The sequence below is a fragment of the Nocardia africana NBRC 100379 genome, from assembly GCF_001612635.1.
In the GTDB taxonomy this organism is placed as follows: domain Bacteria; phylum Actinomycetota; class Actinomycetes; order Mycobacteriales; family Mycobacteriaceae; genus Nocardia; species Nocardia africana.
Genome location: NZ_BDAV01000026.1, coordinates 1 through 16,284 on the forward strand (window position 1 = coordinate 1; position 16,284 = coordinate 16,284).

Genomic DNA, 16,284 nt, shown 5'->3' on the forward strand with positions numbered 1-16,284 from the left:
GCGACACATTTCTGCTGCGCGACAGCAGGACAACGCGACCGCTGGCGAGCGGCTGCTCAAAGACGCGCCACCGGAGGTGCGGGCGCTGCCGGGGCCGCCGTTGGGCCGCACCGTCGTCGGGGGAGTGGAGTTGTTCGTGCCGGCCGAGATGGGTGTGTTCATCGCGGCCGGGCAACGCACCGGCAAAACAATGGCATGGGCGATCCCGGCGGTGCTGAGTGCGTGGGGTCCGGTGATGGCGACCTCCAACAAGCCCGACCTCTACCGTCACACCGTGTTCGGTCGTGAACAGCGCGGCCGAGTGTGGCTGTGTGATCTCCAGGCGGTGACCGGGCATCCGGTGTGCGGGTTCTGGGTCGACCTGCTCGCCCGAGTGCGCACATTGGCTGCCGCGCGAAAGCTGGCCTCCTTCTTCGTCTCTGGTGCTTCGGGATCGGCGTCGGAGCGAGCGAACGCTCGCGTCGATTCGTATTTCGATGGTGGCGCTCAAGAACTTTTGGCGTTGTATCTTCTGGCGGCCGCGTGTGTCGAGGGTGATTTGCTCCATGTCGCCGAATGGCTGTCCAGCGACCAGGACCAAACCCCCATTCTGATCCTGCGCCACCACAATCATGACAGGGCGGCCCAGCGCATCCTCGACGCGCAGGGTTTATACGCGCGCCAAAGGGACGGTTTGTACGACATGGCGCGCCGGTTCTTGAATGTGCTCTCCGACGAGGGCTATGCCACCATGATCACCCCACCCGCCCGCAAACATGTCACCGTCTACGAGACCGGCGAATCGATCGTCATCGACACCACCCCCGCGGCGGCAACGCACAACTTGCCCGAATTCAAACCCGCCGAGTTCATCACCAGCAACGACACCCTGTACGGGCTGTCGATGACCGGACCCGACTCCGCCGCAGCCCTCACCGCCGCACTCGTCGGTCAAATCCTCGAATCCGCGCTGGCGTCCGCGCGTGCACGCCCCGACGGCCGCCTCGCCGTGCCGCTGCTGGCGGTGCTCGACGAAGCAGCCAACTGCGCACTCATCGACGCCTTGCCCAACTACTACACCTACGCCGCCGGATGCGGGGTGATCCTGCTGACCATCGTGCAAGTCCTCGAACAAGCCGAAGACCTCTGGGGCACAAACGGATTGACCGTCATCCGCGCCCAATCGATCGAAATATACGGCGGCAACATCGCCACCCCCTCCTACCTGGAGCAGTGGACGCGGCTGGTCGACGACCACGACGTCGCCGACCACTCCCGCTCCACCGGGCCGGGCGGCACCAACCGCAGCACCAGCTGGCGCGCCGAACCCATCCTCAACATCGCCAAACTCGCACGCCTTCCGAAAGACCGAGCCCTGGTCCGTCTCCCCGGCCACGAACCGATCCTGATCGAAAAGCGGTTCTGGTGGGACAACCCCGCTCTCGAACCACTCGTCACCCGCTCCCTCGCCCGCTACACCGACCCAGTCACACCACCGATCCAGCCGGACAACACGGGTGGGGCAGCAGGAGTCGAACTATGACCACACCCGCAATACCTGCAGCTTCACGACAGCGGAAGTCCATGGTTCCTGCGTATCCGGACTTCGTCACCTTCGCCGAGCAATGGCTGTTCCCGTTCGTCACCGTCCGCCTCGCCGAAGCCAACCGCGAACACACCTGGACCTGGTGCAATCAATGGTGGCGCCACCGCGCGGTCAGTGTGCGTGTGGCTTACCTGCACCGAGTCTTCGAAGCCATGCGCGCCGACAAGAACGCCGCCGGCCTGTCGACCTTCATACTCCACCACCTCGACCCCCACTTCCGCGTCATCCTCGACGCCGCGAATGGCCCACTGCACCGCTGCACGCGCACCAAGCATGTTGCCCTGCCGTCGCTTTCCTACGAGCACGTGCCGCCCGGATGGTTCAAAGCCCCAACCAAATCGGACACGAAACCTGGCCATACCAAGCCTTATCGGTTCGGGCATTACGCCGATTTCGTGGAGCAATGGCTGCTGCCGGTCACCGCCGTCCGCATCGCAGCCAACCACCGCGAGGACCAGAACACGTGGTGTCGGCGATGGTGGGACCACCGCAGCGTCGCCGTGCGCTTCGCCGCCCTGCACGCGGTATTCGAAGCCGCTCGCATCGCTGAGGATGGCTCTGCCATGTCGACACTGTTCGTCTCCCACATCGACCCGCACTTCCGTTACATCCTCGACGCCGCCAACGGACCCCTGCACCGCTGCACCCCTGACCGCCACACACCCGAAACCGGACTACCCACAGCAGAGGTGCCCGCCAACTGGTTCGCCGCGCTCGGAAACCCCACCCCAACAGAAGAACTCGGATTTGGGCCGGACTTCCGCCGTCATCGACATGCGGAGTAAGAGCGTGGGTGATATCGACATCCGGAGTCAAAGCGTGGCTGATACTGATGGCGCTCGTCGAAAACAGCCAGAGTCGCTAGCCGAAATTGGCCACCGGGCACGCTACAGACTCGTGTTCAGGTGGTCGTCGGCGGCCCACCGAGGTCGGCTACGGTCCGTGACAAGACCTAGACGCGCGGCGAGCTGGCCCAGGACACCGACCGACGGAACGAGCTGATCTGCCGGTGCTGTCGTTGGATGTCGCGGCATGTGGTCGCCGAGCCGGCCAGGGCGGAGCCATTCTCGTTCGCCTATGGTTCGAAGTGTGACCGAAATCCTCACCCACTCAGCGCCTTTCGCCGCCGCGGCGACTGCGATGCGCGAGCCGTTCCTGTTCCTCTACATCACCGAGAAGTGCCCGTTGCCCTGCGTTCACTAGGCAAGTCATCTGCCGGAATTGACTCTGTCGGCATTCCGGGAAGCCCGATTTGCGGCCTCAGTACCGTCGTTAAGCCGGACGACTTCGGGCCAGGCATGAACGTAGCGGTGCGACCGATATGGCGCGACTAGAGCGTGGTGGATCTCGGTCGTACGGGAACCCGAAACTCGGAGCCCGCCGACACGCGCCTCCTCGCGAACCTAGGTGTATGGCGACCAGCGCGTATCGTCTTTGCGCTGGAAGCTGGTGAAACGGTGGCGCCATTGCTCGTACAGCGACGGATTGGCGGACAGCACTGGCAGAACGCTCGTGACCAGTTGAAACTCTCGTAGGCGCCGCAGAATCGGGAACCCGCTCCACGTGGTCACGTCGATCCCGTAGGTGTCGACGACCTGCTGATGGAAGTTGGTGGTGTAGTCCATCCGAAGATGGCCGACGGCGACGGGGGCAAGGTCCCATTCCCGAGGGCCATATGCTGCGCCGTCGAAGTCGCAGATGACCGCGCCGGTTTGGCTCTTAATCAGGTTGCCGGTGAAAGCGTCGCCGTGAATCGGCCCCAGGGGGAGCGTCGGCTCGATGGATGCGAGGTCCTCGGAGAGCTCCTCGATGGTGTCGAGCAGAAACTGATGGTCGGCTGGGCCGAGGACTTGCTCCTCCCGGACGCGCTGAGTTATCGCCTGCAGAGGGTTCCACAAGGGCAGGGGGTCGGCGGGCGGTGGGAGCCCGTGAAGATGGCGCAGGATCTCGCCGAGGTCGACGCCGTTGGGCGGAGATGCTGGCGCCGCGGCGAGGGTGACGGTGTGCCAGAAGGTGATGGCGTGCTCGCCCATGTGAAGCGGTTGTGGGAGGTCGTCGACGAGCCGTACAGCCGGGGCCTCGTGTCGGGCTAGCCAGCGAGCGACGGTGATGACCTTGCCTACCCGTTGCCGGATGGCGGTCGAGCCAGATATCCGGACGGTGATCGGACTCGTGGCGAGGTTGTACACCGCGTTGTTGGTGAATTTCGCCAGCGCTGCGCCGCTGGCGTCGAGGCCGACTTCCGCGCACGCCGACTCCAAGACCGTGCGGGTCCAGTCCGCTGTTTCGCCGGCCTGTCGCGCGGGCGGAGGCGTCATACCGACTCCTGCAACGTGCGGATGGACCGTGCCAGATCGTGCAGACCCGGTTCCGGGGCGGCGTCGAGGGCGAGGTCGTATAGCGGCTTGAGTCGGTGGATGGTGCGCACGGACCGCACTGTAGATGCCGCAGCGACGGCTTGTCGTCCTGCCTGCAATCCGAGTTCGGTTGCCCCGACACGCAGGTACGCGCATCCCAGGGCTGTGGATTCGAAGCATCGGCTGCGGGTCATCTCGGGCCCGCGCATGCTGATGGCGCGCGTGAGGTGGTCGATGCCTGCCTGTATGTCCGCGTTCGTTGGCGAGGGTTGAGCGGTCAGAGCGACGCCGAACGAGGCGTTGAGGTCGGCCTCGCCGAAGAACTGGATCCAGGCTTGGGCGTTGTCGGGGGTCGAGCGGGTGAATTCGTCCTCGGCGCGGCCGAGGGACCGTTGCATCTGTGCGCGGTCGTCGAGCAGTGCGTAGGCCCAGGCCTCGTTGGCGCACAGCATAGCCACGGTGAGTGGGCAACCGGCGTTCTGCGCCTCCAACTGGCCGAGCTGGAAGAACTTCAGCGCCACTCGATACATCTCGGAATCGGGCTTGTTGCGGTGGCTCGCCTCCCCGCCGCGGTGCAGGTGCAGGCGGCCGGCACGGTAGAGCACGTTGGCCGCCAGGGAGTGGTCGCCGACCTTGTGAGCGATCGTGTGGGCACGTTGGAAGTGTTTGCGGGCCGATCGGTAGAGCCCGAGGTCGAAGCTGGTCCACGCCGCGAGGTTGTGCATATCGGCTAGGGCCGAACGCAGCTGCAGGTGGGTGCGTTCGCTGCCGTCGGAATTGAGTAGTTGCTGTGACCAACGCACCTGGGCTGCGATGGCGTCGCGACAGGCGCCTCCGCCGAACTGATAGTCCAGGGTGCGCATGGCCGCCGTGAGCGAGGTCATGCGGTCGATGTCGGTTTGCCCGATGCTGCCAGGCGCGGGCGCAGGTTCGGCGTCCGCGTCGAGGGGTTGCCACCAGGTGGCGGCGGTGTCGTCGTCGGTGCCCATCGTGACGTTGGCTGCGTGGGACAGCAGTTGTTTGATCTGTTCGCGCTCGGTGGGGTCGGCGGTGCAGGCCGCAGCCGCCTGGTCGAGGCTGTGGGCCAGCGGATCGTCGAACGCCAGGCCCATGTAGCCGCGCGGTATGCCCATCCCGTCGGCAACGCGCACGAGGACGTCCCAGGCTTGGATTCGACGGCCCTTGCGGATCACCTCGTAGACCTCGGACTGGTGCAGCCCAGTCATCCGCGCGATCTGGCGTTGGCCGATTCCCCCGCGCTGCAGCAGGTCGAACACGAGCTTGAGATCGCGAGCGGCCAGCGCCCGCCGCATCTGCGGTGACTCCCAGATCTCCGGCGCGACTTCATTTCGCTGTGGACTCACGCGACAGCTCCATCCCATTCGGTGGCCATCTGTTGTCGACCACATTCCCAGGTCCTCGGCCAGATCACTGGGAAACGGCTGGCGCCAACGAAATTGACTAGCGCTACCAGTCATCGAAGTGACGAGCCGAGCCGACCACCGTCGCTGCTTACCTGCGCCGGGCCAGCAGGTGAATCCTCGATGAACTAGCGAAAGCCACGGCTGGTCAGAACGTTTCGCAGAGCACCCGGTGCGAGCCATGTGCCTGCGGAGACGACACGGCCACCCGCGTCGGGAAGGCGGCAATCCATGGTTCAGATCGTCTCGTGCACCCAACCAGTTACTCACGAAGTCGAGCCCGATCACGGAAGTCCCACTGCGGCCGACCAGGGCCTGATCGGCGGTCGAGGAGCATCCTCACGAGTCGGTGTGCGTCCCATGCAGGTCGCGGTGGTAGGGCAGGGCTACGTGGGGCTCCCGCTGGCCCTGCATGCGGCAGCGGCCGGCCACCATGTCATCGGGTTCGACACCGACCGCGCCAAGGTCGATGGCCTGAAGTCCGGCCGCTCGCCGATCGAGGATGTCGCCGACAACGCACTGCAGTCGGCCCTGAGCGGCGGCAGGTACAGGCCGTCGTCGCGGCCGCGCGATCTGGTCGGGTTCGACATCGCGGTGATCGCCGTGCCCACGCCGCTGGCAGACGGAGAACCTGATCTGGCGTTCATCCGGGCAGCGGGACGGTTGGTGGGTGTCCACCTGCGCGCGGGCGCCCTCGTGGTGCTCGAGTCCACGAGCTACCCGGGCACCACCCAGATCCTGGGCGACGTGCTCGAATCAGCATCGGGGTTGAAGCGCGGCGCCGATTTCGGGCTCGGTTTCAGCCCCGAGCGCATCGACCCGGGCAACCAGCAGTGGACCGTCGCGACGACACCCAAGGTCGTCTCTGGGATCGACACGGTGTCCCTGGCCCGGGTCGCGGAGTTCTACGCCGGCCTGGTCGATCGGGTCGTACTGGTGGACCGGTGCGAAGAAGCCGAGCTGGCCAAACTGTTGGAGAACACCTTCCGGGCGGTCAACATCGCCGTGGTCAACGAGCTGGCCGAGATCGCTCGCCGTGCTGGCGTCGACTTCCGTCGGGCGCTGGCCGCGGCGGCGTCCAAGCCGTTCGGGTTCATGGCGTTCGACCCCGGGCCCGGCGTCGGCGGGCACTGCCTGCCGGTCGACCCGATCTACCTGTCCTGGTGGGCCGAACAGCACGCCGGAGGGCGATCCGCGCTGATCGACCTGGCCGCCCAGATCAACAATAGTCGCCCGGCCCAGGTCGTCGAACGGCTCGCCCTCTCCCTATGCGCGCGCGGCCGTGACCTCGCCGGCGCGCAGATCCTGCTGTTGGGGCTGTCCTACAAACCGGGCAGCGGCGATATCCGTGAGTCTCCCGCTGTCGAGGTCGCCCAGTTGCTCACCGCGCGCGGCGCCCGCGTCGTGGCGTGTGACCCGTTCGTGCCCGCGTCTGCGGCCACGGGGATCGTCCTGATCGAGGACCTGTCTCTCGAGGTGGCCGCCGCCGACGCGGTCGTGGTGCTGACTGATCACGATTGCTTCGACTATGACCGGATCGCCGCCGAGGCCGCGTTCGTCTTTGACTGCCGCGGCCGCGTGGCCGCGAGCTCGACCGTGGAGCAGCTGTGAAGGCGGGCGTGCGGGTCACGGTGACCGGCGGCGCCGGATTCATAGGTTCGAATCTGGTCCACCAGCTCCTGCGGAACCCGGCGATCGGCGCGGTCACCGTCATCGACGATTGCTCGACCGGCACGGTGGAGCGCTTGGCAGCCGACCGATCGGCGATCGACTTCCGTCTCGCCAGCATCCTGGACCCTGACGCGGTCACCGATGCGGTCGCCGGTGCCGATGCGGTCGTCCACCTCGCCGCGCTCGGGTCGGTGCCACGCTCGATCCAACACCCGCTGGCCAGCCACCACGCCAACGCCACGGGCACACTGCAGGTCTTGGAGGCCTGCCGCCGAGCCGACGGCCCGCTGCTGATCGCGGCGTCCTCGTCGTCGGTGTACGGGGCCAACCCTCGGCTGCCACGCGCGGAGGACTCCGTGACGATGCCGGTGAGCCCGTACGCGGTGACCAAGCTGGCGACCGAGGCCTACCTGGGCGCCTACCACGCCAGCTTCGGGCTCCCAGTCCTGCCGCTGCGGTTGTTCAACGTCTTCGGGCCCGGCCAGCGCGCCGGACATCCCTACGCCGCGGTCATTCCGCGGTTCATCACCGCCATGCTGGCCGGAGAACCGATCCAGGTTCACGGTGACGGCACCCAGACCCGGGACTGGACCTTCGTCGACACAGTGTGCCAGGTGATCGGTGCCGCGATCGTCGACCGGGTGACCAGCCCGTGGCCGGTGAATCTAGCCTTCGGCACCCAGCACTCGGTCCTCGAGGTCGCCACCGAGATCGCCGATCTCCTGGGCCGCGAACTCACCGTCGAGCACACCGCGCCGCGTCCCGGCGACGTCGCCCACTCCCACGCCGATCCGGCGCGATTGCGTGCGCTGTTTCCCGCCGTCACCACCTGCGGGTTGCGCGAAGGCCTGGCGCGCACCATCGCCTGGCATCACGAACTGGGCGAGGTGAGTCGATGCACATCCTGATGTATCACCTCGTCGACGACGCGGTCACCGACCCGATGTCGGTGCCCCTGAACCGGTTCCGCGCCCAGATGCAGCTGCTCGCCGAGCACTACACGGTGCTGACCGAGACCGACCTGCACCGGATGATCACCGCCGGCGCGCGCCTGCCATCCCGGTCGGTGCTGCTCACCTTCGACGACGGCTACACCAACACGATCACCACGGTCCTGCCGATCCTCGAGCAGCATGGGCTGCCCGCCGTCATGGCCGTGTGCGGCGGCTACCTCACCCCCGACCGGCCGCTGTCCACACCCCATGTCGTCGATCAGATGGCGGGTCTGGCCGGTGTGCGCCGATGGCTCGCGAGCGGGCGCAGCGTCGCCGCACACGGTTACACCCACCAACGCCTCACCACCGCAACGGATCTCGGCCTCGCGTGGCAGGTCCTGGGGGAACGGGAAACGCTCGCCGATCTGCTCGGTGGCCCACCGGCGACGTTCGTCTACCCCTACGGCGCCTACGACCTGCGCGTGCAGCGTGTGGTGGCGCGCGTCTACCCGCTGGCGATGGCGACCGACGAGCACCACCGGGTCGACATCGGCCATCCGTACAGCCTGCCGCGCATCCAGGTCGACCCGAGCTGGAGCCTGGCCGCGTTCCAGGCCGCGCTCGACAGCGACACCGACCCGGCGACCGCCCAGCACAACGCCCGACGAGTCGACACCGCCGCCGGCCGATCCTCAGGAGTATCCCGATGACCCTCCACCCGCGCACCGTCGCGCTGTACTGGCACAACGGCAGGTCCCTGGGCCACACCTCCGGAGCGGCGAAGGTCGCACAGCACCTGCTGCGCTCGCCGCAGATGTACTCGATCGCCGGGATCACCGGCGCCTACCGCGGCCTGGACCTGCTGCCAGACCAGGTCGACCTCATCAAGATCCCCTCGTTCGCCAACTTCGACGACCCGAGCGGATGGAACCTGCGCCCGCGCCTGGCCATCAGCGAAGCGACCTTGCACCAGGCCCGCGCCGACCTGATCACCACGTTCCTGCGGCACTACCGACCCGATGTCTTGATCAGCGACCACATCCCGCGCGGCACCGACGACGAGCTGGTGCCCGCGCTGGAAGCCCGTTACCCCACCCACGCGGTGCTGAGCCTGCGCGGGGTGTTGTTCGACCGAGACAAGACCATGCGCAAGTACTTCGGTCCCCAGCACCGGGGCCCGTGGGTGCTCGATCATTACTGCCAGTTCAACGTCCATATCCACCCCGAGGTCTTCGACCTCGCCGAGTACTACCGGCTCACCGGTGAAGCCGCACAGCGGCTGCACTACACCGGCTACCTGGCCGAACCGGTCCCTTACACCCGCGACCAGGCCCGCACCCGGCTCGGCATCGCCGCCGAGGAGCGGTTGGTGGTCGCGGCCATGGGCGGAGGCCAGGGCGCGGGCGAGCTGTGGCAAGCGCTCTCGCGGGCACTGACCACCCGCCGTCACGCGTTCGATCGGGCACTGCTGGTCACCGGCCCCTACCTGGAACCGGCGGATCTACGTGCACTGCACCAGTATTGGGCCGACGACAACACGGTCGAGGTCCGCGCCTACGAGCCGGATCTGAAGCCGTGGATGCGGGCCGCGGACCTGTTCATCGGCGCCGCGGGCGCGAACATGCTCGGCGAAGTACTCGCCACGGCCGCCAACACGATCGCGATCCCGCGCCAGATCCGGGAGGTCGAACAGCAGGTCCACTCCCAGCGGCTGCACCAGCTCGGCATCCTGCGCAAAGTCGGTCTCGCCGAGGCGCTGGCGGGGGCGCTCGACACCGAAGTCGCACGCGCCCTGCACGATCCGCTCATCGCCGACGGCACCCGCTACCTGTGGGACGGCGGCTCCTACGACCGTCACCTGCCCGGCACCGAGACCGGGACGCGATGCGCCTGCGTGAGCTCGCTTCGGCACGCGCCCATGGTGCAGGCATGAAGCCGCCCGAGTGCCTGATCGTGCGGTCGACCAACCTGATGCTGGCCGACCCCACGCACGCCGCCCACGGACAGATCGCGATCTGCGAAGGGACCATCGCGGCCGACCCGACCGGGTGCGGCCACCGCCCGCGCGTGCTCGAGGCCGACGACGACCTGGTCGGGCCCGGACTGGTCGACCTGCACCTGCACGGCGCCCGCGGGCACGACTTCACCGAATCCGACCCTGCCGCCTGGCGCCACATCCTCACCGCTCATCTGCGCGCCGGAACGACCACCGCGCTGGCCACCCTGGCCAGCACGACCGCAACGGCCACCGCCGCAGCGCTGGCCACAGCGGCCGATCTGCTCACCGCCGAGAGAGCACCGACCCTGGCCGGTGTGCACCTGGAAGGCCCCTGCCTGGCCACCGCCCAGCGCGGAGCCCACGATCTCGCTCATCTGCGGACTCCTGGCGAGCTGCTCGCCGAGCTGACGCCGCTACCGCCGGTCCTGCAGATGGTGACCCTCGCACCCGAGCTGCCCGGCGCCGACACGCTGATCTCCTACCTCGTCGACCACGATGTGCGGGTCTCGGTCGGTCACAGCCAGGCCACCCCGGCTCAGCTGCAGACCGCCCGGAACCGGGGCGCGACGCACCTCGCGCACCTGTGGAGCGGGCAATCCGCGCTCACACGGCCCGGCGTGCACCGGATCCCCGGTCTGCTCGAGGCGTCGCTGGCCTCCGATGAGTTCACCGCCGAACTCATCGCCGACGGCCACCACCTACCCGCCGAGCTGCTGACCATCGCCCTGCGCTGTCTCGGCCCGGACCGGCTGTGCCTGGTTTCGGACGCGACCGCCGGGATGGGCCTGCGGCCGGGGCATACCTTCCGCACCGGTGCCGCGACCGGCCGGGTGCAAGACGGCTACGCGACCACAACCACGGCGAAAAGCCTGTGCGGCAGCGTCGTCGCGCTGTCGAGCACATTGCCGCGGATGCGGGCGCTGACCGGTGCCTCGGTCGGTGAGGTCATCACGATGGCCACCGCGACACCGGCCAGGGTCCTGGGCCGCTACCCACGGATCGGGACACTGCTGCCGGGTGCCCGCGCGAACCTCACCGTCTGGAGCGCCGGCCTGACCTTGGCCTCGGTGGTGCTCGACGGCCGGCTCGTCCTCGACGAAGCGGACTGCCCGCGGTGAGCGCGCTGATGCGGGTCGTGTTGATCGGCGCCGGAGCTCGCGCCCGAAAGCTGTACTTGCCGTGGATCAACGGGGACTTCGGGCCGCGGGTCGCCGAGGCGGAACTGGTCGCCGTGATCGACCGGGATCGGCATGCGCTCGACCATGACGGTCACCGATTCGCGGGCAGTATCGCCGCGCCCGGCGATGTCGACCGGGTCCTCGGCGACACCGAACCCGACCTGGTGGTCATCTCGACACCGGATGCCGAGCACCGCCACGTCGCCGAGCGAGCCCTCGCCGCACGGTGCGCGGTGCTGGTGGAGAAGCCGTTGGCGACCACCGTCGACGACGCCTTCGCCCTCGTATACGCCGCCCAGCAGGCCCGGACGGCTCTGCTCGTCGCGCACAATCTGCGCTTCACCAACGTCCACACCCAGGTCCACCAGATGCTCGGCGACGGTCTGATCGGCACGGTGGCCGACGCCGAATTCCACTACCGGCTCAACGTTTCCCATTCGGCCAGCTACTTCCAGCGCTGGCACCGCCGTCGCGCAGCCTCGGGTGGCCTCGAGGTTACCAAGGCCTGCCATCACCTCGATCTGATCGCCTGGTGGCTGCACGCGCACCCGTGCACCGTCACCGCGACCCTGCAACACCGGCACTACCAGCCAGGCGGCTCAATGTGGCTGCCCGGTACCGACATCCACGACTCGATCGGCGCCGACGTCGCCTACGACACCGGTGTGCACGCCCGCTACACGCTCACCACCAACGCCGACGACGAGGGCTACACCTGCCACCTGTTCGGCACGACGGGCACCCTCACGATCCACTATGACGCCCACACCGGCCCCCACCTGGTCGACCTGCACCCGCACAACGGCCCCAGCACCCGCTACCAGATCGCGCGCGAGCCAGGCACCCACGCCGGCGCCGACACCGCGATGCTGGCCGCCCTGCCCGTCGCCCTGGCCGATCAGCACAGCACACCCTTTGCCACCGCGACCGACGCGGCGCGGGCGGTCGCCACCGGCGCCACCATGCACCCCGCCAGCCTCGCCCACCGCGCCCTGCCCATTCCAGATCCCACGACGTTCGGAGTATCGAGATGACCACCGCGCTGGCTCGCACACCCAACGGCCTGACACTGACCCGCCATCTGCTCACCGAGGGTGAGCACCTCACCGTCGAGGCCCGCCTCGACCAGGAGACCGCGCTGATCCTGATCGCCGGCCACCTCACCACCCACACCGGCGACGACACCCACACCGCCGAGCGGGCCGACCCCTTCACCGCGCCCGCCACCGGCTGGTACCTCCCCGCCGATACCGCGGCAACGATCACCGCCGGACCAGACGGCGCCGACCTGGTCCAGGTCCATGCCCCACTCGGCGGCAACCGTACCACCGGGCCGGCCGCTTCCCTCGTCACCGCGGTGGCACCGGAGACGCGCGGGCACCGCAGCTGGGAACGCGAGGTCACCACGCTGCTGGCGCCGCCCCGAACTGCCGGATTGCTGCTCGGCGAGACCATCGCCCGCGACGGCCGCTGGTCGACCTACCCGCCGCATCGCCACTCGATCAGCGACCCGCCCCGCGAAACAGCGCTGCAGGAAGCCTTCGCGTTCCGGGTCCGCCCCGCCACCGGCTTCGGTGTGGTGCTCACCTACGACGACACCGTCGCCGACGCATGCTCCACCGTCGTCACCGACACCAGCATCACCACGGTTACCCACGGCTACCACGCCATCGCCGCTGCCGGCGGCCACGACCTCTACTACCTGTGGGCCGCACACGGGGAGACAGATCACCACTTCGCCCTCCACACCGACCCCGACCACGCCTGGCTGCTCGACACCTGAATGAGCGCCCGCGCGAGGTCACCCGAGAACTCCGATCCGATCACATCCGAACCCTGAGGAAGGCACACCATGACCACCACCGAATCGCGCGGCCTGGCCGTCGTCACCGGCGCGAGCGTCGGCATCGGCGCGGCCACCGCACACGCCCTCCACACCGCCGGCTACACCGTGCTGGCGGCATCACGCCGCCTGAGCACCGAGGCTCCCGCCGCCACCGGCATCACCCACCATCACCTCGACGTCACCGACGCCGACTCCGTCGCCGACCTCGCCCGCACCGTCGCCGAGCACCCCCTCTCGCTGACCTTGCTGGTCAACAACGCCGGAATCCCCACGCCCGCAGCCACCATCGCCGACAGCGACGTCGCCGACTGGCACGCCACCTACGACACCAACGTCGTCGGCAGTCTGCGAACCACCCAGGCCCTGCTCCCGCAGCTCATCGACAACCACGGCCACATCGTGTTCCTCGGCTCCACCGTCGGCCGCGTCGCCTACGAACGCGGCGCCGCCTACGCCGCCAGCAAGCACGCCCTCACCGCGATGGTGGGAACCTTGCGCCTGGAACTCAACGGCGAACCCGTCCGGATCACCGAAGTCGCCCCCGGCATGATGCGCGGCGACGAACGCGGCGGCGAATTCATGCGCGCCCGATTCGACCACGACCAAGCCGCCATCGAAGCCGTCTACCACGGCGTCGAGAACCCACTGGTTCCCGCCGACATCGCCGAGATCATCGTCTGGTGCGCCACCCGGCCCCCGCACGTCGACATCGATCTGCTCGAGGTCCGCCCCCTGGCCCAAGCCGCCCAGCACAAGGTCCACCGCACCGCATGATCACCCGGCTGGGCGCGCCCGCGGCGGCGGGCCCAGCCCCTCATCAAGGAGAATCGCGATGTCCACCACCCGGATCGTCCTGATCCTGCGCCACTTCACCGTCGGCGGCCTGGAACGGGTCCTGCTCTCACACACCCGCGCACTGCTCGATGCCGGATACGAGGTCACCGTCTGCGTGCTCGACCCCGGCCGCGACAACGCCCTCGTTGCTGAACTCCCCGCCGCCGCCGAGCTGGTCGTCGCACCACGAAACCGGCTGCGCCGCAATCTGTTCCTCGCCGAACTGGTCCGTGACAAGGTCGTGGTGCTCGAATTCGGCGACGGTCGGCTCTATCCGGCGATCCGGCCCGCCCTACGCCGAGCGCGCACCGTCATCCGGTTCTGCCACTCCGACTACTCCCACCTGCGCAGCCGCGGCAAGAACCTGCTCGACAGAGCCCTTTCCCTCGGCGAAGACCACATCATCGCGGTCGGAGGACGCTCGACCCGGTTCCTCCTCGACGACGTCGGCATCCCGGCCGCCAAGGTCACCACCTTGACCAACGCGACCGAGCCCCGCACCGCCGCTGTCACGCCGCCGAGCGCGGCCTGGGCGCAGGATCCCTACATCGTTGCCGTGCAGAGCCTCTACCCGCACAAGGGCCACGACAGCCTCCTGCGTGCCTTCGCCCACGCGCTCGCCGACACCACGACCCGTGCCCGCCTGGTCATCATCGGCGACGGCGATCAGACCATCGCGCTGCGCCAGCTCGCCGCGACACTCGACATCGGCGATCGCGTAGTCTGGCTCGGTGCGGTCTGGCAGCGCGACCTCGTCGACAGCGTGCTCGCCGGCGCGGCAGGGTTCGTCTCGATGAGCCGCTTCGAAGGTGTGCCCATCTCAGTCCTCGAGGCCCGCCAGCACGGCCTGCCGCTCATCCTGACCGACATTCCCGGCCACCGTGACGGCGCGGGCGGTCGCGGGCCGGCCGAGTTCGTCCCGGTCGACGACATCGTCGCATGCGCCGCCCGCATCCGTGACTTGCTCACCGCCACCGACTCCGCCATGGCGGCCCATCACCCGGATCTCGACACGCTCGCTCTCGAATGGGCCACCTACCGCGACCAGTTTCTGGGCATCCTCGAACAGGCCACCGGAACGAAAATGCCTGTTCAACCGCCTCAAGGTTCCGTATCGTTGTGACTCTGCCGCTACGCGCGCCTGCGCCATCGAAACCTTGAATCGATCCGCGCCCCCAAGCTGTATTCTGCCCCCGCCCGGCCTGACCATGCCGGAGCCCAACCCGTGAGGAAGCCGTGCCACCAACCACGTTCTCCGAGCTCAGCCACAGCGACCAGCTCCATGTTCTCGACGGTTTGACCCGCGCCGCCCTGCCGCTCCACTACGGCATCCCGGCCACCGCCAAGCTCGAGCTCCAGCAGTACGAGGACAACGCCGTCTGGCGGGTCACCCCCGTCGGGAGCGAGACCTCCTACGTCGCGCGCCTGTCCATCCGCGACGGCCGACCCGCCGACCAGCAGCGTAGCGAAATGGCCTGGCTGGAAAGCCTCGCCGCGTCCGGGGGCGTCGCGGTCCCCGGTCCGGTGACCACGTCCAGCGGCGACCACGTCGTACCGGTCGCGGTTCCCGGCCACGACCAGCCCGCCACGCTCGCGCTGCTGCACTGGGTGCCGGGCACCGCCGAGCCGCCGTATCAGCAGCCCGGCGTCGCCGAGCGGATGGGCGCGGCCACCGCACAGTTGCACCGCAACGCCGCCACCATCGACCTTCCTGAATTCGACCGGCCGACATGGGATTACGAAACCATCCTGCTCAAGGGCGCGGCGCTGACCGACCCCGACGCCACCGTCAATCTCGGAGACCACGGCCGGGAGACCTTGCGTGCCGTCGCCGATCGGGTGACCCAGGCGCTCGCCGCCACCGACCCGGCCGAGCACACACGGATCCACGGCGATCTGCACCGCGAAAACATGATCGCGCTGCCGGACGGCGGTGTCGGGGTCATTGACTTCGACGACTGCGGGTGGGGAAGCCCGATTCTGGACATCGCGACCGTGCTGTCCTCGATCCACCGGATCGCCCACACCATTCCAGGCGCCTACGAGCAGTTCGCACAGGATTTCCTCGACGGCTACGCCGCGGTGTTCCCGCTGCCAGATGACCTCGACGATCTGCTCGAGTCCTACCTGGTGCTGAGGGATACCTTCGTGCTCAACTTCGTCAGTGGGGCGCTGGCCAACGCCTCCGTCGCGGAGTGGGGACACGACCGGATCGCCGGAATCATCGCCAACATGGACGCCTACCTGGCTGGCCAGCCCTATCCCGGCAGGATCGGCTGATTGATCGACGGCGACCTCATGGCCACACCTGGGTCCGAGGCGTCCCTCTGCCAGCCGTGGTGGCAGCCAACCAGTTTCGAAGAGACGCCCAGCTTCTTCCGCTCGCCTCACGGGTCGCTGCCGTGCCGCGGGGCAGATAGTCCTGAACAGGCAAGTAGCTCTCGGGTCCGAGGATCGT

14 protein-coding genes are annotated in these 16,284 nt (G+C 68.2%); 12 read left to right on the forward strand and 2 right to left on the reverse strand.

Annotated elements, in window-relative coordinates:
* Positions 1-1,522: type IV secretory system conjugative DNA transfer family protein (locus tag NA3_RS32950; protein WP_062968452.1), on the forward strand; the 1,522-nt coding region annotated here is incomplete at its 5' end.
* The gene (locus NA3_RS32955) at positions 1,519-2,370 is read left to right on the forward strand and encodes a DUF4913 domain-containing protein (protein ID WP_082976971.1); all 852 of its coding nucleotides are present in this window, start codon (positions 1,519-1,521) and stop codon (positions 2,368-2,370) included. The genes NA3_RS32950 and NA3_RS32955, both read left to right, overlap by 4 nt.
* A 618-nt stretch (positions 2,371-2,988) precedes the next feature.
* Here NA3_RS32955 and NA3_RS32960 read toward each other — a convergent pair.
* Positions 2,989-3,903, reverse strand: a complete 915-nt coding sequence (locus NA3_RS32960) for an aminoglycoside phosphotransferase family protein (RefSeq protein WP_062968456.1) — start codon at positions 3,901-3,903, stop codon at positions 2,989-2,991.
* Entirely contained in the window at positions 3,900-5,306 is a 1,407-nt protein-coding gene (locus tag NA3_RS32965) for an NsdA family TPR-like regulatory protein (protein WP_157126617.1), read from the reverse strand. Before NA3_RS32965 ends, NA3_RS32960 begins: the two co-directional genes overlap by 4 nt.
* Before the next feature lie 417 nt (positions 5,307-5,723).
* On the opposite strand from NA3_RS32965, the gene NA3_RS32970 reads away from it, so the two are divergent.
* The 10 genes from NA3_RS32970 (at position 5,724) to NA3_RS33015 (ending at position 16,106) form a co-directional block, all read left to right on the forward strand.
* Positions 5,724-6,974, forward strand: coding sequence for a nucleotide sugar dehydrogenase (locus NA3_RS32970; RefSeq protein WP_062968459.1), 1,251 nt, complete (start codon positions 5,724-5,726; stop codon positions 6,972-6,974).
* Positions 6,971-7,942 (forward strand): NAD-dependent epimerase/dehydratase family protein, encoded by a 972-nt coding sequence (locus NA3_RS32975; RefSeq protein WP_227994935.1) that lies wholly within the window; start codon positions 6,971-6,973, stop codon positions 7,940-7,942. The genes NA3_RS32970 and NA3_RS32975 overlap by 4 nt, the downstream gene beginning before the upstream one ends.
* Positions 7,930-8,679, forward strand: a complete 750-nt coding sequence (locus tag NA3_RS32980) for a polysaccharide deacetylase family protein (RefSeq protein WP_082976970.1) — start codon at positions 7,930-7,932, stop codon at positions 8,677-8,679. Before NA3_RS32975 ends, NA3_RS32980 begins: the two co-directional genes overlap by 13 nt.
* A complete protein-coding gene (locus NA3_RS32985) occupies positions 8,676-9,902 on the forward strand; it encodes a glycosyltransferase family protein (protein ID WP_062968463.1) in 1,227 nt (408 codons plus the stop codon). The genes NA3_RS32980 and NA3_RS32985 overlap by 4 nt, the downstream gene beginning before the upstream one ends.
* On the forward strand, positions 9,899-11,086 hold the full coding sequence (locus tag NA3_RS32990) for an N-acetylglucosamine-6-phosphate deacetylase (RefSeq protein ID WP_062968465.1): 1,188 nt from the start codon (positions 9,899-9,901) through the stop codon (positions 11,084-11,086). The genes NA3_RS32985 and NA3_RS32990 overlap by 4 nt, the downstream gene beginning before the upstream one ends.
* Positions 11,083-12,180, forward strand: coding sequence for a Gfo/Idh/MocA family protein (locus NA3_RS32995; protein ID WP_062968467.1), 1,098 nt, complete (start codon positions 11,083-11,085; stop codon positions 12,178-12,180). The genes NA3_RS32990 and NA3_RS32995 overlap by 4 nt, the downstream gene beginning before the upstream one ends.
* A complete protein-coding gene (locus NA3_RS33000) occupies positions 12,177-12,929 on the forward strand; it encodes a 5-deoxy-glucuronate isomerase (protein WP_062968469.1) in 753 nt (250 codons plus the stop codon). The genes NA3_RS32995 and NA3_RS33000 overlap by 4 nt, the downstream gene beginning before the upstream one ends.
* Positions 12,930-12,998: 69 nt before the next feature.
* Positions 12,999-13,766 carry an SDR family oxidoreductase gene (locus tag NA3_RS33005; protein ID WP_062968470.1) on the forward strand — a complete coding sequence of 256 codons (768 nt, stop codon included), beginning with the start codon at positions 12,999-13,001 and terminating at the stop codon, positions 13,764-13,766.
* A 58-nt stretch (positions 13,767-13,824) separates the two neighbouring features.
* Positions 13,825-14,949: a glycosyltransferase gene (locus tag NA3_RS33010; protein WP_062968472.1), complete on the forward strand. Its 1,125-nt coding sequence runs from the start codon at positions 13,825-13,827 to the stop codon at positions 14,947-14,949.
* Positions 14,950-15,062: 113 nt separating this feature from the next.
* The gene (locus NA3_RS33015; protein ID WP_062968474.1) at positions 15,063-16,106 is read left to right on the forward strand and encodes a phosphotransferase enzyme family protein; all 1,044 of its coding nucleotides are present in this window, start codon (positions 15,063-15,065) and stop codon (positions 16,104-16,106) included.
* Positions 16,107-16,284 lie beyond the last annotated feature (178 nt).